The sequence below is a fragment of the Halorhabdus sp. CBA1104 genome (genome assembly GCF_009690625.1).
Classification (GTDB): Archaea; Halobacteriota; Halobacteria; order Halobacteriales; family Haloarculaceae; genus Halorhabdus.
In genome coordinates, this window is the sequence record NZ_CP033878.1 from 656,005 (window position 1) to 671,248 (window position 15,244).

At 61.3% G+C, this 15,244-nt stretch carries 18 protein-coding genes, 1 tRNA gene and 1 pseudogene; 10 read left to right on the top strand and 10 right to left on the bottom strand.

Features of this window, described 5'->3' with window-relative positions; genetic code table 11:
• Positions 1-43 precede the first annotated feature (43 nt).
• From Hrd1104_RS03455 to Hrd1104_RS03470, 4 genes are all read right to left on the bottom strand, one after another.
• Positions 44-1,426, bottom strand: a complete 1,383-nt coding sequence (locus tag Hrd1104_RS03455; protein WP_154551440.1) for a phosphoglucomutase/phosphomannomutase family protein — start codon at positions 1,424-1,426, stop codon at positions 44-46.
• An 86-nt stretch (positions 1,427-1,512) separates the two neighbouring features.
• The gene (locus Hrd1104_RS03460) at positions 1,513-2,280 is read right to left on the bottom strand and encodes an SDR family oxidoreductase (protein ID WP_154551441.1); all 768 of its coding nucleotides are present in this window, start codon (positions 2,278-2,280) and stop codon (positions 1,513-1,515) included.
• Positions 2,281-2,430: 150 nt separating this feature from the next.
• On the bottom strand, positions 2,431-3,354 hold the full coding sequence (locus tag Hrd1104_RS03465) for a cation diffusion facilitator family transporter (protein ID WP_154551442.1): 924 nt from the start codon (positions 3,352-3,354) through the stop codon (positions 2,431-2,433).
• Between the two features lie 80 nt (positions 3,355-3,434).
• A complete protein-coding gene (locus Hrd1104_RS03470) occupies positions 3,435-3,974 on the bottom strand; it encodes an HIT family protein (RefSeq protein ID WP_154551443.1) in 540 nt (179 codons plus the stop codon).
• 237 nt (positions 3,975-4,211) lie between these two features.
• On the opposite strand from Hrd1104_RS03470, the gene Hrd1104_RS03475 reads away from it, so the two are divergent.
• On the top strand, positions 4,212-4,412 hold the full coding sequence (locus tag Hrd1104_RS03475) for a hypothetical protein (RefSeq protein ID WP_154551444.1): 201 nt from the start codon (positions 4,212-4,214) through the stop codon (positions 4,410-4,412).
• Between the two features lie 180 nt (positions 4,413-4,592).
• On the opposite strand, the pseudogene Hrd1104_RS03480 reads toward Hrd1104_RS03475, so the two are convergent.
• Positions 4,593-5,179: pseudogene (locus tag Hrd1104_RS03480) on the bottom strand (helix-turn-helix transcriptional regulator).
• Positions 5,180-5,411: 232 nt separating this feature from the next.
• Here Hrd1104_RS03480 and Hrd1104_RS03485 point away from each other — a divergent pair.
• The 4 genes from Hrd1104_RS03485 to Hrd1104_RS03500 all read left to right on the top strand — a co-directional run bounded on the left by Hrd1104_RS03485 (position 5,412) and on the right by Hrd1104_RS03500 (position 7,399).
• A complete protein-coding gene (locus tag Hrd1104_RS03485) occupies positions 5,412-5,726 on the top strand; it encodes a hypothetical protein (protein ID WP_154551445.1) in 315 nt (104 codons plus the stop codon).
• A gap of 73 nt (positions 5,727-5,799) precedes the next feature.
• On the top strand, positions 5,800-5,943 hold the full coding sequence (locus Hrd1104_RS03490; protein WP_154551446.1) for a hypothetical protein: 144 nt from the start codon (positions 5,800-5,802) through the stop codon (positions 5,941-5,943).
• A 2-nt stretch (positions 5,944-5,945) separates the two neighbouring features.
• Positions 5,946-6,299, top strand: a complete 354-nt coding sequence (locus Hrd1104_RS03495; protein ID WP_154551447.1) for an SHOCT domain-containing protein — start codon at positions 5,946-5,948, stop codon at positions 6,297-6,299.
• A 347-nt stretch (positions 6,300-6,646) separates the two neighbouring features.
• The gene (locus Hrd1104_RS03500; protein WP_154551448.1) at positions 6,647-7,399 is read left to right on the top strand and encodes a plastocyanin/azurin family copper-binding protein; all 753 of its coding nucleotides are present in this window, start codon (positions 6,647-6,649) and stop codon (positions 7,397-7,399) included.
• 91 nt (positions 7,400-7,490) lie between these two features.
• Here Hrd1104_RS03500 and Hrd1104_RS03505 read toward each other — a convergent pair.
• From Hrd1104_RS03505 to Hrd1104_RS03520, 4 genes are all read right to left on the bottom strand, one after another.
• A tRNA-Thr gene (locus Hrd1104_RS03505) sits at positions 7,491-7,564 on the bottom strand.
• A gap of 11 nt (positions 7,565-7,575) precedes the next feature.
• Complete coding sequence (locus tag Hrd1104_RS03510) at positions 7,576-8,037, bottom strand: N-acetyltransferase (protein WP_154553183.1); 462 nt, start codon at positions 8,035-8,037, stop codon at positions 7,576-7,578.
• 62 nt (positions 8,038-8,099) lie between these two features.
• Positions 8,100-8,651 (bottom strand): CBS domain-containing protein, encoded by a 552-nt coding sequence (locus Hrd1104_RS03515; RefSeq protein ID WP_154551449.1) that lies wholly within the window; start codon positions 8,649-8,651, stop codon positions 8,100-8,102.
• A 248-nt stretch (positions 8,652-8,899) separates the two neighbouring features.
• Positions 8,900-9,196, bottom strand: coding sequence for a DUF5785 family protein (locus tag Hrd1104_RS03520; protein WP_154551450.1), 297 nt, complete (start codon positions 9,194-9,196; stop codon positions 8,900-8,902).
• A gap of 166 nt (positions 9,197-9,362) precedes the next feature.
• Here Hrd1104_RS03520 and Hrd1104_RS03525 point away from each other — a divergent pair, with 166 nt between their 5' ends.
• The 5 genes from Hrd1104_RS03525 to Hrd1104_RS03540 all read left to right on the top strand — a co-directional run bounded on the left by Hrd1104_RS03525 (position 9,363) and on the right by Hrd1104_RS03540 (position 13,791).
• On the top strand, positions 9,363-11,006 hold the full coding sequence (locus tag Hrd1104_RS03525; RefSeq protein ID WP_154551451.1) for a hypothetical protein: 1,644 nt from the start codon (positions 9,363-9,365) through the stop codon (positions 11,004-11,006).
• 52 nt (positions 11,007-11,058) lie between these two features.
• Positions 11,059-12,132, top strand: a complete 1,074-nt coding sequence (locus Hrd1104_RS03530; RefSeq protein ID WP_154551452.1) for an ABC transporter permease — start codon at positions 11,059-11,061, stop codon at positions 12,130-12,132.
• Positions 12,129-12,836, top strand: coding sequence for an ABC transporter ATP-binding protein (locus Hrd1104_RS03535; RefSeq protein WP_154551453.1), 708 nt, complete (start codon positions 12,129-12,131; stop codon positions 12,834-12,836). Before Hrd1104_RS03530 ends, Hrd1104_RS03535 begins: the two co-directional genes overlap by 4 nt.
• Before the next feature lie 138 nt (positions 12,837-12,974).
• Entirely contained in the window at positions 12,975-13,124 is a 150-nt protein-coding gene (locus Hrd1104_RS13030; RefSeq protein WP_195837622.1) for a hypothetical protein, read from the top strand.
• Positions 13,125-13,227: 103 nt separating this feature from the next.
• Positions 13,228-13,791, top strand: a complete 564-nt coding sequence (locus tag Hrd1104_RS03540; RefSeq protein ID WP_154551454.1) for a DUF420 domain-containing protein — start codon at positions 13,228-13,230, stop codon at positions 13,789-13,791.
• Between the two features lie 25 nt (positions 13,792-13,816).
• On the opposite strand, the gene purF is transcribed toward Hrd1104_RS03540, so the two are convergent.
• Positions 13,817-15,244, bottom strand: coding sequence for an amidophosphoribosyltransferase (gene purF / locus Hrd1104_RS03545; protein WP_154551455.1), 1,428 nt, complete (start codon positions 15,242-15,244; stop codon positions 13,817-13,819).

Here is a 15,244-nt window from a genome sequence, read left to right on the forward strand (position 1 = left end):
TTTTACCCGGCCTCGAGAAGCAATCGAGGGCGACGACGGCCTCTCAGATGATCGGTTCGACGATGTTGACGCCCGCATCGAGGAGTGTCTCTACCCGATCGGCGCTGTCGGCCTCGGCGTAAATCCGGAGTTTCGGTTCGGTGCCGCTGGGACGTGCGAGTAGCCAGGACCCGTCTTCTAAGAGGATCTTGAACCCGTCGGCGTCGTTGACGTCCTCGACCGCGACGCCTGCGACCGTCTCGGGCAGCGCTTGTTCGATCTCGCCGACGACCCGATCTTTCTCCGAATCCGGGCAGTCAAGATTCCGGCGATCCTGGTGGATTTCGCCGTGTTCGGCCAGCAGCGCCTCGATCCGGTCGTCGAGCGAGCACTCGGCGGTCGCGACCGACGCGAGCAGTGCCATGAGAACGCCGTCCTTCTCCCGGACGTGCCCACGGATCGAGAACCCGCCACTTTCCTCCCCGCCCATCAGTGCGTCACGCTCTCTCATCGCTTGGGCGACCCACTTGAACCCGACTGGGACTTCCTGGACAGTCTGGCCGTGGGCCTCGGCGATACGGTCGATGAGGAACGTCGTCGAGACCGTCCGAACCGCTGGGCCGGCGTCGTCTTCCAGCATGTACTCGTACAAGGCGGCGAAGAACAGATTTTCGTCGAGGAACCCACGCTCCGGTGTCACGACGGCGATCCGGTCGGCGTCGCCGTCGTTGGCCACGCCCAGGTCGGCGTCGTGCTCACGGACGGCTTCGAGCAGTCCTTCGAGGTTCTGGGCCGACGGCTCGGGCGGAGTCCCACCAAAGTCCGGGTCGCGCTCACAGCGGCGGCGGTGGACGGTCGCTCCGGCACGTTCGAGCAACTCGTCAGTGACCCCTCGACCACTGCCGTGCATGGCATCGTAGACGACTGTGAGATCGGACAGTTCCGGTTCCAGCAGGTCCAGAGCGTGTTCGTAGTAGGCTGCGGTGAAGTCGACCTCTTCGATGTCGCCATGGTCGGCTTCGGGCAGTGGGTCGGGCTCGCGCAGCCGTGCTTCGAGTCCTTCGGTCACTGCGGGGAGTGCGGGCGAACCATTCTCGGGAATGTACTTCACACCGTTGTATTCTGGCGGGTTGTGCGAGGCAGTAATAGCCATCGCGCCGGCCAGATCACGGTCGACGATCGTCCAGGCCGTGATCGGAGTCGGGCAGTCTCGTTTGGCGACCAGTACGTCGAAGCCGTTGGCTGCGAGGACTTCGGCAACGTCTTCAGCAAAGCCTGGCGAGGAATCGCGGGCGTCGTATCCGACTGCGATGGTATCGCCGGCCCGGTCTGTCTCTTCGCGGAGATAGTCCGCGACGGCCTGTGCCACCATCTTGATCCGCGGTGTCGTGAACGTATCGAGGGTATCTCGCCACCCATCGGTTCCGAATTCGATCGGCGTATCCATGTGTGTCCGTGCCGATCGAACCCTCAAAAACGCGCCGATCCGTCCCGCCCGCGTTCGCCCGATTCGATCGGGTTTACCGCACTCGATCAGGTGTTGGTCTGGCCGCCGTCGACGACTAGCGATTCTCCGTTGACGTAGTCGCTCATATCACTGGCGAGGAACAGCGCGGCGTTTCCGATATCGTCAGGCTGGCCAAAGCGCCGAAGTGGTACCTGCTGGCGGAACGCCTCTTCGCCCTCGCCGCCGATGATCGGCACGTCGTCAGTCACCATCTCGGTCTCGATGACGCCCGGGTGGATGGCATTGACGCGGACGCCCTCCGGACCGTACTTATCCGCGAGCGAATAGGTCATGAGTCGGACAGCCCCTTTCGAGGAGCAGTACGTGACGAAATCGCCCGATCCTTCCAGTCCAGCCACACTCGAGAGGTTGATCAGGCTGCCGCCGCCGGACTCGACCATCTGCTCGATGGCGACCTGGGCGCCAAAGAAGGTCCCTTTGACGTTGATGTCCATTAGCTGATCGTACTCGTCTTCCGTGACCTCGGTGAACTCCTCGCCACGGAAAATCCCGGCATTGTTGACCCACACGTCAATCCCCCCGAGTTCCTTGGCTGCCTCACCAACAGCCTCCAGATCAGCCTTCTTCGAGACGTCACACTCGACGTACGTCGCCTCGACGTCGTATTCGTCAGCGACCATCTCGTGGGTCGGTGTGCCGCCCTGCCGGGGCGCTTCCTGAATATCTGCGTTGACGATGGACGCCCCCTCCGAGGCGAACGTCTCACAGATGTTCCGGCCGATACCACTCGAACCACCAGTTACGACAGCAACGTCGTTTTCGAGCAAAGACATGATACGTCGATACGAACCTCGTCCGAAGGTGGCAAATACTTTTGGGGTATTGTGGCCCCAAGAGCCCCTCTACCGGCAGGTTTTGTCGCAATAGTGAAAATATAATGAATATTTGTATTATTCACTGGCCGCGAGTTGCACATCTCCCGTTCACGCTGTCTCGTCGTCGCTGGCAAGCCGATCGACTTCTTGATCGGCTTTCCACTCGCCGAGTTGCCGTGGATCGACGTGGACGAATGCCTCGTCGACCTGATCGAGAGCTTCGACTGTCTCGACGACGGCCGTTTCGATGTCGTGGGCCTCTCGAAGCGTACGATCGCCCTCGACTTCGATGTGGAGGCTGACGTCGATCTCGGGGCCGACGTAGTGGGCAATGACGTCGTGAGCGCCCTCGACGTCCGGGTGTTCGAGCGCTCGCTGGACGATCTCGGCCCGCAATTCCTCGGGCGGGGCCGCCCCAACGAGATAATTGACGTTATCCCGGACGACCTCGACGCCCGTGTGGACGATACCGATTGCGACGATCATCGCCGCCAGCGGGTCAAGCATCGGTGCACCCAACCCGGCACCGACGACCCCGGCGAGTGCAGCACCGGCCGTCCAGACGTCGTTGCGGTTGTCGAGCGCAGTCGCGACGAGGGCGGGCGATTGCCACTCTCTTCCGACCGCCAGACAGTATCGATAGAGCCCCAGTTTCACCAGCACCGAGACCAGCAGGACGGCGATGGCCAACGGGCTCTGTACCGGCTCGATCGGTCCGCCCAGCAACGCCGTGCCGGATTGGTAGATGACTACCGCAGCCGCAATGAAGATGCCAACGGCGACGAACAACGAGACGAACGGCTCGATCCGTTCGTGGCCGTGCGGGTGCTCGAAGTCAGGCGGCCGGGTCGTCAGATACAGCCCCGCCAAAATCACCATCGAGTACACGGTGTCTGCCAGGCTGTTGATGGCTTCGGATTCGACTGCCAGACTCCCCGTCTGGAGGGCAACGGCTCCTTTGGCGACAACCAGTGCCAAGTTCCCGACGAACAGTACCAGCCCCACCCGACGAAGCGTGTGGCGGCGACTCATCGGTTCCCCGTTGCACAGCGCCAGTAATGGACCTTCCTGTTCGGCGTGTTCACGTGCGTTCCCTACGATGTGGTAGTCACTCAAAACTCGACGGCCGTGTCGTCCCCAGCGACGGTGGCCCCATCCTGGGCAGCGAATGCGTCGTGGAGGCGGTCGTACGTCTCGGCGATGGCCTCGACGATCACCTTCGTCTCCGAAATGACTGCCATGAAATTGTTGTCACCCGCCCAGCGTGGGACCACGTGCGTGTGTAGGTGGTCGTCGATCGACCCACCGGCCGCACTCCCGCCGAGATTCAGGCCGACATTGAAACCATCCGGATCGAGACCTGCTTCCATCGCAGCGATCGTCCGCTGTTTGAGGCGCGCGTGATCGAGCAGTGCCGCGTCGCTCAAGTCACCGTACTCACCCGTATGCGTTCGTGGAATGACCATTGCGTGGCCGGGATTGTAGGGGTAGTTGTTCAACAGCACGTAAGCGTGTTCGCTCTCGGCGAGGAGGTACTCCTCGCGGTGTGTGTCACGCTCGGGGAGTTCACAGAACACACACTCGTCGATGTCCGGATTTTTCTCGTCCCGCTCGACCCACTCGATGCGCCACGGCGCGAACACCTGGTCCATACGTGCACACGCCCCCGGGGGAGTTAATCGGTTCCGCTCTCCCCTCGGCGTGAGTTGGCGTATTTATATCTATCGGCCGTTTGCCGGGGGAAACGGCCATTTTCACGTTCGAAACGCCAGCGGTGAACTGTCTCGATCGGATTCTTCAGTTTTACTGGAGTTTGCCTTCTGTCCTGCGATGAACGGTCCGAACGGACTACCGTTGTTATCTCTTGCTCTCCCCTCTCGAGAGGTGAGATGGCCAGCACAGATCACGCGACCGATTCCATGATGGAGTACTGCCCGAGTTGTGGGACCGACCAGCCACACGCGGTGTCACTGACGCTCGTGACCGAGAGCGACGACCGGACGAACGCCGCCTTCTCACGTGAGCCGTATCGCGTGAGGCAGTGTCGGGTCTGTGGCCGAGAAACACGACGGCGCATGAACGACGCCTGAGGCTATCCCTGACGGCCCCAACGCGGCTCACTGGTACCGAACCGCGCTTGTCTACCAGTCACTCTCGTTCCACTGTATCCGAGCACTTTTCGCAATCTTTCCCCGCTGTGCAGTCCACGCTGCCTGGTGCCAACCGCTCACGCCTACTGCTGTACGCAATCCCTTTTCGATACCCAGCGACTACTGCGTCTCGTCGCTCAGATCGTCGCTCGGAAAGACTCGATACGTCCGGCCCTGCCGCTCCCGAAACAATAGTCCACGCTCTTCGAGTGCGCTCACTGTTTGACTGACTTTACTCTTCGAGAAATCAGACCGGTCGCGAAGTTCGATCTGTGTGATTCCGGGCGAGTCAACGACGGGTTCGAGCACGCGGCGTTCGTCGTCCGGCAACAGATCGAGCACGCGCGCTTGTGGATCTGATTCTGGCGTGGGTGTCCCCCACCTGTCGACTCGTCGTCCTGCGCGGGAGCCGTCTCGGACGATGCTGCATCTGGCATTGGTGTTTGAGGGGGATCGGCCTCGTCCGTGAGGTCTGTTCGAACCAGCAGATAGAGGCCACCGATGATGCCGACGACCAGTAGCGTCCCGAGGACGTACCACAACGGATCGGGGCCGTGCATCGTCTCCATTGTCCCGTCCATCATCGAGCCCATCGACTCCTCGAGGCTGCGACGCTGTTGATAGGCCTGCCAGCTGACTGCACCGCCAACGATACTGACGAATCCAACGAGCACGACGACCACGGTATCTGCACGCCGCCGATTCATGTGGTTCCCTCCAGTTGCCCGGGATTGCGGCTCATGGTTGTTGTTGAGCGCCAGGCAGGGTGTCGATTACGGTTTGTCTCCCCGAAGGACTCGAATTCGGCAGCGATGAACACTCTCTCTTTTGAGAAACGATTAGCGAGCGGTATACACAGTCTCGAACGATCTCAGTCGCGGATTCACACCCAGAATGATAACCCCTGGGCTGTCCTCAGGGTTCTTGAGGAGAAACACATTGACCAACGTCAAACTCAGCCGCTGGCTGCTCGTGGCGATCGCGATCGTCGGACTCGCAGTTGCGCTCCCGATGGTCAGCGCACACGGGAACGAAACGACCGCTGGCGACGCAGCGCCACCCAACGAAACTGCAGATGAGTGGGGTCCCTGGATGGATGACCACATGACCCAGCACATGGGGGCGGGCGCAGCCGAATGGATGGAGTCCCAAATGGACGGGACCGTCGACGAGATGGCCGAGGCCGACCATGATCGCGGGCCGGTCGAGCACGACCACTCCGCTGTCGGCATGGGCGGGCAAAGTCACTGCTGACGGCCCTGCCCTTTCGATGACAACGCCACACGCCCGTTCCGGGCTCGAAAACACATACGCACACAATCTACCAATGTCACAGACCGGTATCACAACGATCGGTGTACAGTTCGACAACGGTGTCGCTGCAGTCACGATGGGACTCCAGAACGAACGGTTCGAGCACGCCATCGCGACGATTGCAGACGAGTTTGGAGCGACCTCGGAGGGTGAGTGACGATGCCTTCGTCGGATCGACTCGACGCCACGACCGTCGCCCTCTTGATTCTGGGCGCACTCGTCGTCGTCCCCACGCTCACGATGGGGGGCGGATTCGGTGGGATGGCGGGTCACGGCGGAATGATGGACGGGTACGCCTCGACCGGCGGGTGGTGGGCGCTCGTTGGGATGTTTGTTCGGCTTGCCGTCCTCCTCGCGGTGCTCGGTGGTGGGTATGTCTTCTTCCACCGGATGACGGAATCACAGGCCTCTCGGAATCCTCCGATGGAGGAGTTGCGTATGGCGTATGCCCGCGGGGAGATCTCCGAGGACGCATTCGAGGAGCGTCGGACCAAGCTAGAACGTTCGGAGTGATCACCGCTTTCACCAACGCTGATGGTTCCCTACCGACTCCTTTCGAATCCGAAATCTGGCACCCTCTCAGCCGTTGGTTGGTAATGGAAGTGTACAAAAACCACAAGACCGTATTAGACATATGACCGAAGACACTCTTTCCACCCAGGAGACGTGCGGACCGTGCACAACGCACCGGGAGAGACACGAAGGCATCGAGGACGAATATCCCGCCGTCGAATTCCGGCCGGGCGACAGCCGGATGGATCTTGTGGCGCTTATCGCGAACGCAGCCCAGCAATCGATAGAACCCTTGAATCAACTTCGTAGCATCGTCCGCGGAGCACAGAACCGCATTCACTCGACTCATGAGCTACAGTAGACGCCAGTTTCTAGGAGCGCTGGGGGCCGGGACGGTCGGGGCTGGGGGATTCACCCAGTCAGTTGCTGCCCAGGAGACGCCCGTCGTCACGATGGGGAACAACTACTTCGATCCGATCGGCCTCCACGTCGAACCGGGGACGACTGTCCGCTTCGAACTGGCGGCCGGTGCCCATTCCGCTACGGCCTACGAAAGCCGGATCCCATCCGAAGCCAACACGTTCGATAGCGGAGTCATCTCCGCCGGCGGGTTCGAGTACACGTTCGAACAACCGGGCACGTACGACTACTACTGCATCCCGCACACGTCGGCCGGGATGGTCGGTCGTATCGTCGTTGCCAGCCCTGGCGGCCCGGCCGAATCGAGTCCGATTCCGGACGGTGACGTGCCCGAAAGCAACGATATCGTCGAACAAGGTACCATCGTGCATGGTTCAACCACTGGTAGTGACCGAGGCAGCGATGGCGGCATGATGGGGCCTGGGATGGGGTCTGGCCCTGGCATGATGAACGGTCGAAACGGTGGATGGGGTAGCGGAGTGCCATTCATCGGCGGGGCACTCGGGATGGCGGGACTGGTTGGCGGTGCCCTCTATTGGGCACTGGGTCGAGGCGACAGGCCGCCCGAGCGTGACGATTCCGCGATGGAAGCCCTCCAACGCCGGTACGCACGAGGTGAAATCGACGACGCGGAGTTCCAGCGACGCCGTGAACAACTACTGACGAACCACGAGGATTGAAACCCGCCGTCCCCTTTTCCGTGTAGCTGTTTTTTACGCTCGTTTATGTGTGAGGAAGCAACCAGCCACAGAAGTATAGACTTCGATACAGAGCCAGGGGTGGGATTTGAACCCACGAATTCTCGATTACAAGTCGAGTGCTTGCACCGCCCAAGCTCCCCTGGCGCAGTCGGTGCTTATTCGTCCCCCTTTGAGTGGCTATCGTTTTCGATCGACTTTTCGACGCTCATCCGGTGGGGGTCGTACCCGCGGTCGCGATAGAACGACCGGGCGTCGTCGTTGGCCGCGAGCACGTCGAGTGTGATGACGTCGACTTCTGCGTCCCGTAGTGCCGTTTCTGCGGCGTCGAGCAAAACCGTGCCGATTCCCTCCCGCCGGCGATCGGGGACGACATAGAGGTTCTCGACGAGTCCTCGTGACACTGATCGACTGAGCGAGCCTGACTCGACCGTGAACATGACGAACCCGAGCAATCGATCACTCTCGCGGGCAACCCTGAGACGATCGCTGACGATGTGGCGACTGATCGCCGAACGAATCTGTCCGCGGTTGGCCTCGGCTTCGAGATGCGAGCCGTACGCACGCTGATCGGCTGCGAGGGATACCCACATGTCCGCGAGTTCGTCGGCAGCGTCCATCGTGGGTGATTCGACGAACACGACCCGTGATTGGGGCCACGCCAGTAAGGGGATTGTGCTCGTTAGATATCCCGACAGTCACTACAGAGCAACTGCCCGTTAAACGAGGCGAGGTCGCTGGTGAGTGCGCCACACCGCTCACAGATCCCCTGGTTTGAGTACCGTTCGTCGGTATCCGGGTTCTGCTCAGTCCGTGCCGGTTCGACGGTCTCGGCCCGTTGGTCGTCCGGATCGCGACCCAGCGCGGTAGCTCTGACGAGATCGCCCTCGGTCACAACACCGATGACGCCGTCGCGGTCGTCGGTGACGACCAGCAACGATTCGTCGATCGAGACGAGTCGATCCGCCGCGACTGCGATCGACTGGTCGGCCCCGACACGTTCGACCTCTGGAACCATCGCCTCGTCGACTGTCTCGCCGTCGTCACCTTCCAAGACGTGATCGAGCACTCCACCGACTTCCAGTATCCCGACGGGTTCGTTGCCTCGCAATACAACTCCCCCGCTGACACCTTCCTCTCGGAGGAGTTGCCCTGCATCGAGGACGGTATCGGATTCGCTGACACCGACGTAATCCCGGGTCATTACTTCTCTGATCGTGCTCCCGGCGCTCATACCCATCTGTTGGCCGCGTTCGTTCTAAAAGATACCTCCACCACGCTTATGCCTGCCGCCGTGTTATGTTCACAATTACCATAATACCACCACATTTGCGACGGTGGCGACGTGACTGCTCTTTGGCTATCTTTTGTGCGCAGTCGCGCTCGGAGCACAAGTCTCGTTCCGGCCTGCACAACCGATCGGAGCTGTACAGCGATCCGGTAGATACCGGCAGCTGGTACTTGCGGTCCCGTCGATCGTGGTCACGCCGATTCGCGTTCTAGGGGCCAGTAGCCCGCTCCCCGCATCGCGTCGCCAACCGCGGTGTGAAATTCCGGGAACGTCTCGAAGGTAGTCGCCTCGACGTGTGCAAAGATGTCCGCGACGCTGATGACAGTCTCGTCATCGAGACGAACCGGATGGTCGCCGTACTCATCCTCGAAGGACGCGGCTTCGACTGGGAAGTCCTCGGCGTCGAGTTTCTTTGCGAGGATCGCCTGCCCGTACTTGCGACGTCCCTCACTCCCTTTTTCGCCGTCGGGATCGTGGGGCCAGTCCATACACAGAGTGGGACGGTCGCCGGCAAAAAGCTATCCCAGCCAGCAGGGTCGGCTGGTTGCGGACAATTTCTAGCGCACAACAAGAATTAAATGGGAGTTGTGCTACGATCCAACTAGTTGCTCGAAGCGGTTTCCCGGCACTCCGGGGTCGCTTCGAGGTGATAGCATGCCTGACGATACCGGAGACAACGGCGACAAGACAGACCGTGGGGGCGACGAATCGACGGGTGGGCCGTCGGACTCCCACAATCGGCACGAACAGCACGGTGGACACCGGGAGCAACCCGAGCAGGGTAGGCACGGTCAGGGGCAACCCGGCGAACAGCCCGGTCGAGACCGGCCCCAGAACCAACCGCCGCGTGATCAGCCCCAGGGCCAACCCCCACAGGGTGGTCACAGCCAGGGCCAGCCAAACCAGGGTCGGCAACCGCAGGGTCAGGGTGGCCAGCCACAAGGCGCTCGGCAACCGCAGGGCCGGCCGTCTCAGGCCCAACCCGAGCAGGGCCGGGACCCACGGAACCAGCCACAGGGCGGACGACAACCACAGCAAGGCGGCCAACCGCGCCAGGGTGGTCAGCCACAGGGCGGGCGACAACCCCAGCAAGGTGGGCAACCACAACGTGGCCGCCAGCAGGGTGGCCAACCGCGCCAGAATCAGGCCCAGGGCCAACCACGAGGGCAACCCCAGCAAGGGCAACGAGGGCCACCGCCAGGGCGTGGCGGCCAGCCCGGGGGACCGCCCCAGGGTGGGGGCGGGTCCTGGCTTCCCAGTGGCTTTCAGTGGACGCCCCTGACGATCCTCGCCATTCTGGTCATCGTCGGTGGCGCGGCTGCGGCTGGCGTCTTCGTCGCCACTGGCGGTGACGTGCCGTTCCTCTCTGATGGCGCGGACAGTAGTTCGCCGGCTCTGGACACCGTTCCCGAGGACGTCGACATGGTGATGTACATGGACTCGGGGATCGTCGACGATCAAACTACGGAGACGATGGTTGATGGAGCACTCGAGATGAGTGCCCAGAATCCCTACTACTCGGGGCCGACCTCTTACAGCGACATGCTCGAACAGGTCAAATCCGAGTCACCGCTCGATGTCGACGGCTTCCACTCGGCGACGATGTTCGCCCGCTATCCCGATACTCAAACCGGGATGGCCCAATACGTCGGGTTCATCGTCAAGACCGATTGGTCCGAGACCGATCTCATCAGTACGATCGAAGAGACTGCCGGGACGGGCACACTCGAAGAACAGAGCTACGCCGAGACGACCGTCTACGTCCAGTCCCAGAGTTACGGCCCGGACACCTGGGTGGCCGCGATGGGTGACGGGACGTTCGTGATCGGCTACGAAGGGACAGTCAAAGACGCGATCGACGTCGAAAATGGCGATGCCGAGGCCTTCAGCGGCGATCTTCGCCAGTCCTTCGAGAACTTGCGTGACGGATACGTCAAGTTCTCCAGCACGATGCCAGCCCAGGCAACCCAGCAGGCCAGTCAGATGCCCCAAGGTGCCCAGATCGTCCGGAACGTCGAAACCATGTCCGGCGTCTACTACACGAGCGGAAGCGATGTCGGCGTCGAAATGCAGGTCACAGCCACAGACCAGAGCAGTGCCGAGACGGTCACTGAAGCCGTCAAGGGATTGAAGTCGCTCGCGACGATGGGATCACAGAGCAGTGAGATTTCGGAGTTGGTCGACCAACTGGAAGTTACCCAGGACCAGCGTCGTGCCTCGATGAGTTTCCAGTATCCGGCTAGTGATCTCGTCGACGTTATGCAACGACTCGCCGGGACCAGCGGCCTGATGGGCTGATCGACTCCGATAGCTTCAACAGCGGCTCTCTCGACGCACTCATTGCCTCCCAATGCGCCTTCGCCCACTTCTCAGAAAGGAACTCGTCTGGAGTAAGCGCAATCTCGCGGCGCTGATTGTCCTCCTTCTCGTCGTGCCGGCGGTGTTCGCCGGCGCAAGCGTCGCCTTCCAGACGGTCGTGCCGACCGACATGCCTGTCGGTGTCGTCGGTGCCGGCCAAGACGTCTCGGATGCCGACCTGTCGGTGGTCGAAGGCGCAGTGACGTTTTTCTCCGATCCCGTCAGATACGAGTCGACCGAACACGCACTCGAAGATCTCCGCCGCGAGTCAGTCTATGCCGTCATCGAAATTCCAGCGGATGTCGCCGCCCAATCAGACGGGCGCTTGGAGCTTGTCCTGTACGTCGACGGGAGTCTGGTGCCGTTCAGAGAGACCTCCAAAGCGATCACGAGCATTGCAAACGCCCGTCTGTCCGCCACCCTCCCCGTCGACGTTCGCGTTACGCGGACCGTCCTCGAGCCGACACATACACTTCCCGAGTTTCTCATGCCGCTCTTGTTGTTCGGTGTGATTACGTTGTTCGCGTTCACGTATGTCCCTTACAACCTGGCAGCCGAACGGACCGCCCTCGATCGGATCCGTACCGAGTCCTCACTCGAAGCCCTGGCCGTGAGCAAACTCGTCTTCTTTACGATACTCATGGCGATTCCGGTCGGGGTCTTCTGGCTGGTCGCCCGCCAGTTCGAGTACAGCCTCGATATCCTGGCTCCGGGAGCCGTTGCCGGATTGCTCGTGTCGTTTCTCCTCATGGCAATCGTCGCAATGACGATCATGTTTCTCTCGCGGTTCAGCACGACGGGGCGATTCCTGAACGTCCTCGTCCTGTTCGGGCTGTTCGCACTCGGCGGGCTCATCTATCCCGTCGGGTTCTTCTCCCCGCTCCGGCGGGCCATTGCACGGCTCGTGCCCGTCCACTACGGGATGATCGTCGTCCGCAGCGCCATGCTCAAATCGGTCGACATCCTGCTGTTTGACGACTGGTTGCTCGGTCTACTCGTCGTAACCGTTGTGGCCGGTGTGGCACTGGAACTGTCGATTATCACCTACAGGCGGTGGCTTTCATGACAGCACAGACACCCCAGACCCTGACTGTACAGAATCTGCGCCGCGAGTACGGCCCGATCGTCGCTCTCGACGGCGTTTCTCTCGCTGTCGAGCCAGGCACCCTCCACTGTCTGGTCGGCCCCAACGGGTCGGGCAAAACGACGCTGTTTCGAATCTTGCTCGGGCTTGTCCAGCCGACCGACGGCGTTGTCACGCGGCCCGAGGCGACCGTCGGGGTTGGATTTCAACGACCTAGTTGGTACCCCGACCTCACGGTTGCGGAGAACGTACGCGTGTTTGGGCGGCTGATGGACGTGCCGGCTGATGGGTGGCAAGCGTACGTCCTCGACGTACTGGGCCTCGATCGTGTCCGTCACCGTCGTGCCGGTGCGTTGTCCGGTGGCTACGGGAAGAAACTCGACCTGGCTCTCGCCGTACTCAAACGACCCCGATTTCTATTGCTCGACGAACCACTGGCTGACCTCGACGATGTCGCCGAATCACAGTTTCTCGACTTCTTGGCGTCGTATGCCGAGGCCGGCAACGCTGTGTTCGTCTCGACTCACCGGATCGCGGACTTTGCTACAGTTCTCGATCGGTTGACTGTTCTCGAACGGGGCCATGTCATCTTCGATGCAACCAGCGAAGAACTCGCAACAGACGACCGATCGATGACCGAAGTGTATGCCGAGTTGATTCGCCCAGGCGAGCCGGGCTCGTCGTAGTCGACGGGCGGCTCGAACCTTGAGCCCCGTACATTATATCTCACTAACAAGACGATACTTTTTTCCGATTCTGTTCGAATAGGTAGGATGTATCGCGCAGCGACTACCACTATATCGGTACGGAGGGGAAAGATAGTAATGGACTCATCAGACAGCGCGTCGGAACCGGACGGTCCCCGAATCGACGCGGAACACACTGGCGAGCAGTATTATATCATCTACGATCGAGCGAACTTCGATGCGTGGATTCAGTCGAATTACCACGTCGACCGGACAGCGTGGCGTTAATTTCACCACGTCGACCGGACAGCGTGGCGTTGCTTTTGTGGCTCAGCGTGACTGACCGATCCAGAGCACAACCGCCTTCTGAAAGCGGTCCGCATGCACGGATATGCGCTCGGCCGTTCGTCGACACGTCGGTGGATTGGCTACGCTGCTGTCAGTTGTCTCGTTAGCAGTTATCTTCGGGGTCGTGGGTGGGGTTGTCCCGTCATCACTTCTGCCTCGTGCACCCGAAGCGTTGATTACTGCCATCCCGCACCTCAACGCGGCAATCAGCGCGCTTGCACTTTTGGCTATCGTGGCCGGCGTTCGAGCGATTCACCGTCAGGACGTCCAGACTCACCGCCGACTGATGGGGACCGCGTTTGCGCTATTTGTCGCTTTCCTCTCGCTGTATCTCTATCGCCTCACCCTCGAAGGGACGACTCATTTTGGTGGTCCCGCTGCCATCGAGCCTCTCTATCTCCTCGTTCTCGCGATCCACATCTCGCTGGCTATTCTCTGTCTCCCCCTGCTCTATTATGTCCTGTTGCTGGCGTATGCCTACGAGCCGGACGAGTTGCCGTCGACACCCCATCCACGGGTCGGGCGGATTGCTGCCGGGCTATGGGCGATTTCGTTCGCGCTCGGGATCGTCGTCTACCTGCTGTTGTACGTCGTGTTCCCGGCCTGAACCGGAACCCACCAAAATCACACTTTCAGTCGTCGGCAACGCCCGGGTCACCGATCTCCGGTGAGGTAATCTCCCGGTCGGTCGTCTCCCCGTCGATGTCGTAGGGATACTCGCCGGTGACACAGCCCAGACAGAGGTCGTGCCGGGCAGTATCCAACGTTTCGGCGATGGCGTCGATCGAGAGATACGAGAGCGTGTCCGCGCCGATCTCCTCGCGGATGTCTGCGACGTCGCGATCGGCGGCGATCAACTCCTCGCGTGAGGCCATATCGATGCCCATGTAACAGGGTGCGACGATCGGCGGCGCACCGATCCGCATGTGGATCTCCTCGGCTCCGGCGTCCCGGAGGAGTTCGATCAACTGGTTCGAGGTCGTCCCGCGGACGATCGAGTCGTCGATCAGCGTGACGCGTTTGCCCTCGATCGTGTTCTTGATCGGATTGAGCTTCAGCCGGACAGCCTGCTCGCGCTTGTCCTGGGTTGGCATGATGAACGTGCGCCCGACGTACCGGTTTTTCATCAGGCCTTCGGCGAATTCGACGTCCTCGGCGGCCGCGGCGTACCCGGAAGCGAACGCACGCCCCGAGTCCGGCACTGGGAGTACGACATCGCTATCGATGCCCGACTCTGCGTACAGTTGCCGACCGAGTTCCCGCCGGACGTCGTAGACGAGTTGGTCGTCGATGATCGAGTCCGGTCGGGCGAAGTAAACGTACTCGAAAAAGCAGTGGGCCGTCCGGTCGGTCTCGACGAGCTGGTAGGTGTCGTAACCCTCGCCGTCGGGCTGCAAGACGACGAGTTCTCCCGGGCGAACGTCCCGAATCACGTCGCCACCGAGCGTGTCGATGGCGACCGATTCCGAGGCGAGAATATATCCATCGTCGAGTTCGCCGATACAGAGCGGGCGATTGCCCTGTGGATCTCGCAGACCCAGGACGGTATCGTCGTGGGTGATCGTCAGTGAGTACGAGCCGTGGATCCGTTCGACCGTCCGCTTGACCGCCCGGACGAGATCCGATTCGAGCAGATTCCGCGCCAGGTCGTGGGCGATGACTTCGGTGTCGCCGTCCGACGTGAACGCGTGGCCGAGTTCGGCTAGCTCGTCTCGGACAGCCTCGGTGTTGACGAGGTTGCCGTTGTGACTCAGCCCGAGTGACCCGCTTTTAAACGAGACGGTAAACGGCTGGGCGCAGTCTTTGTTGACGCTTCCGGCTGTCGGATATCGGACGTGACCGATGCCGACCGACCCAGCAAGCCCCGCCAGGTCCCCTTCGTCGAAAGCGTCGCCGACCAGCCCCATCTCCACGTGGCTGTGCTGTTGGAAGCCGTCGTGGGTGACGATACCGGCCGATTCCTGGCCGCGGTGCTGGAGGGCGTACAACGAATAGTAAAGCGGACGAGCGGCCTCGCGGTCGGCGAGTGAGACGCCGACGACGCCGCACTTCTCGTCCAT

Excerpts from the sequence above, each read along its gene's own strand:
- Hrd1104_RS03455 (WP_154551440.1), bottom strand. The coding sequence starts at position 1,426 with ATGGATACGCCGATCGAATTCGGAACCGATGGGTGGCGAGATACCCTC.
- Hrd1104_RS03460 (WP_154551441.1), bottom strand. The coding sequence starts at position 2,280 with ATGTCTTTGCTCGAAAACGACGTTGCTGTCGTAACTGGTGGTTCGAGT.
- Hrd1104_RS03465 (WP_154551442.1), bottom strand. The coding sequence starts at position 3,354 with ATGAGTCGCCGCCACACGCTTCGTCGGGTGGGGCTGGTACTGTTCGTC.
- Hrd1104_RS03470 (WP_154551443.1), bottom strand. The coding sequence starts at position 3,974 with ATGGACCAGGTGTTCGCGCCGTGGCGCATCGAGTGGGTCGAGCGGGAC.
- Hrd1104_RS03475 (WP_154551444.1), top strand. The coding sequence starts at position 4,212 with ATGGCCAGCACAGATCACGCGACCGATTCCATGATGGAGTACTGCCCG.
- Hrd1104_RS03490 (WP_154551446.1), top strand. The coding sequence starts at position 5,800 with ATGTCACAGACCGGTATCACAACGATCGGTGTACAGTTCGACAACGGT.
- Hrd1104_RS03495 (WP_154551447.1), top strand. The coding sequence starts at position 5,946 with ATGCCTTCGTCGGATCGACTCGACGCCACGACCGTCGCCCTCTTGATT.
- Hrd1104_RS03500 (WP_154551448.1), top strand. The coding sequence starts at position 6,647 with ATGAGCTACAGTAGACGCCAGTTTCTAGGAGCGCTGGGGGCCGGGACG.
- Hrd1104_RS03510 (WP_154553183.1), bottom strand. The coding sequence starts at position 8,037 with ATGGACGCTGCCGACGAACTCGCGGACATGTGGGTATCCCTCGCAGCC.
- Hrd1104_RS03515 (WP_154551449.1), bottom strand. The coding sequence starts at position 8,651 with ATGAGCGCCGGGAGCACGATCAGAGAAGTAATGACCCGGGATTACGTC.
- Hrd1104_RS03520 (WP_154551450.1), bottom strand. The coding sequence starts at position 9,196 with ATGGACTGGCCCCACGATCCCGACGGCGAAAAAGGGAGTGAGGGACGT.
- Hrd1104_RS03525 (WP_154551451.1), top strand. The coding sequence starts at position 9,363 with ATGCCTGACGATACCGGAGACAACGGCGACAAGACAGACCGTGGGGGC.
- Hrd1104_RS03530 (WP_154551452.1), top strand. The coding sequence starts at position 11,059 with ATGCGCCTTCGCCCACTTCTCAGAAAGGAACTCGTCTGGAGTAAGCGC.
- Hrd1104_RS03535 (WP_154551453.1), top strand. The coding sequence starts at position 12,129 with ATGACAGCACAGACACCCCAGACCCTGACTGTACAGAATCTGCGCCGC.
- Hrd1104_RS13030 (WP_195837622.1), top strand. The coding sequence starts at position 12,975 with ATGGACTCATCAGACAGCGCGTCGGAACCGGACGGTCCCCGAATCGAC.
- Hrd1104_RS03540 (WP_154551454.1), top strand. The coding sequence starts at position 13,228 with ATGCGCTCGGCCGTTCGTCGACACGTCGGTGGATTGGCTACGCTGCTG.
- purF (WP_154551455.1), bottom strand. The coding sequence starts at position 15,244 with ATGGACGAGAAGTGCGGCGTCGTCGGCGTCTCACTCGCCGACCGCGAG.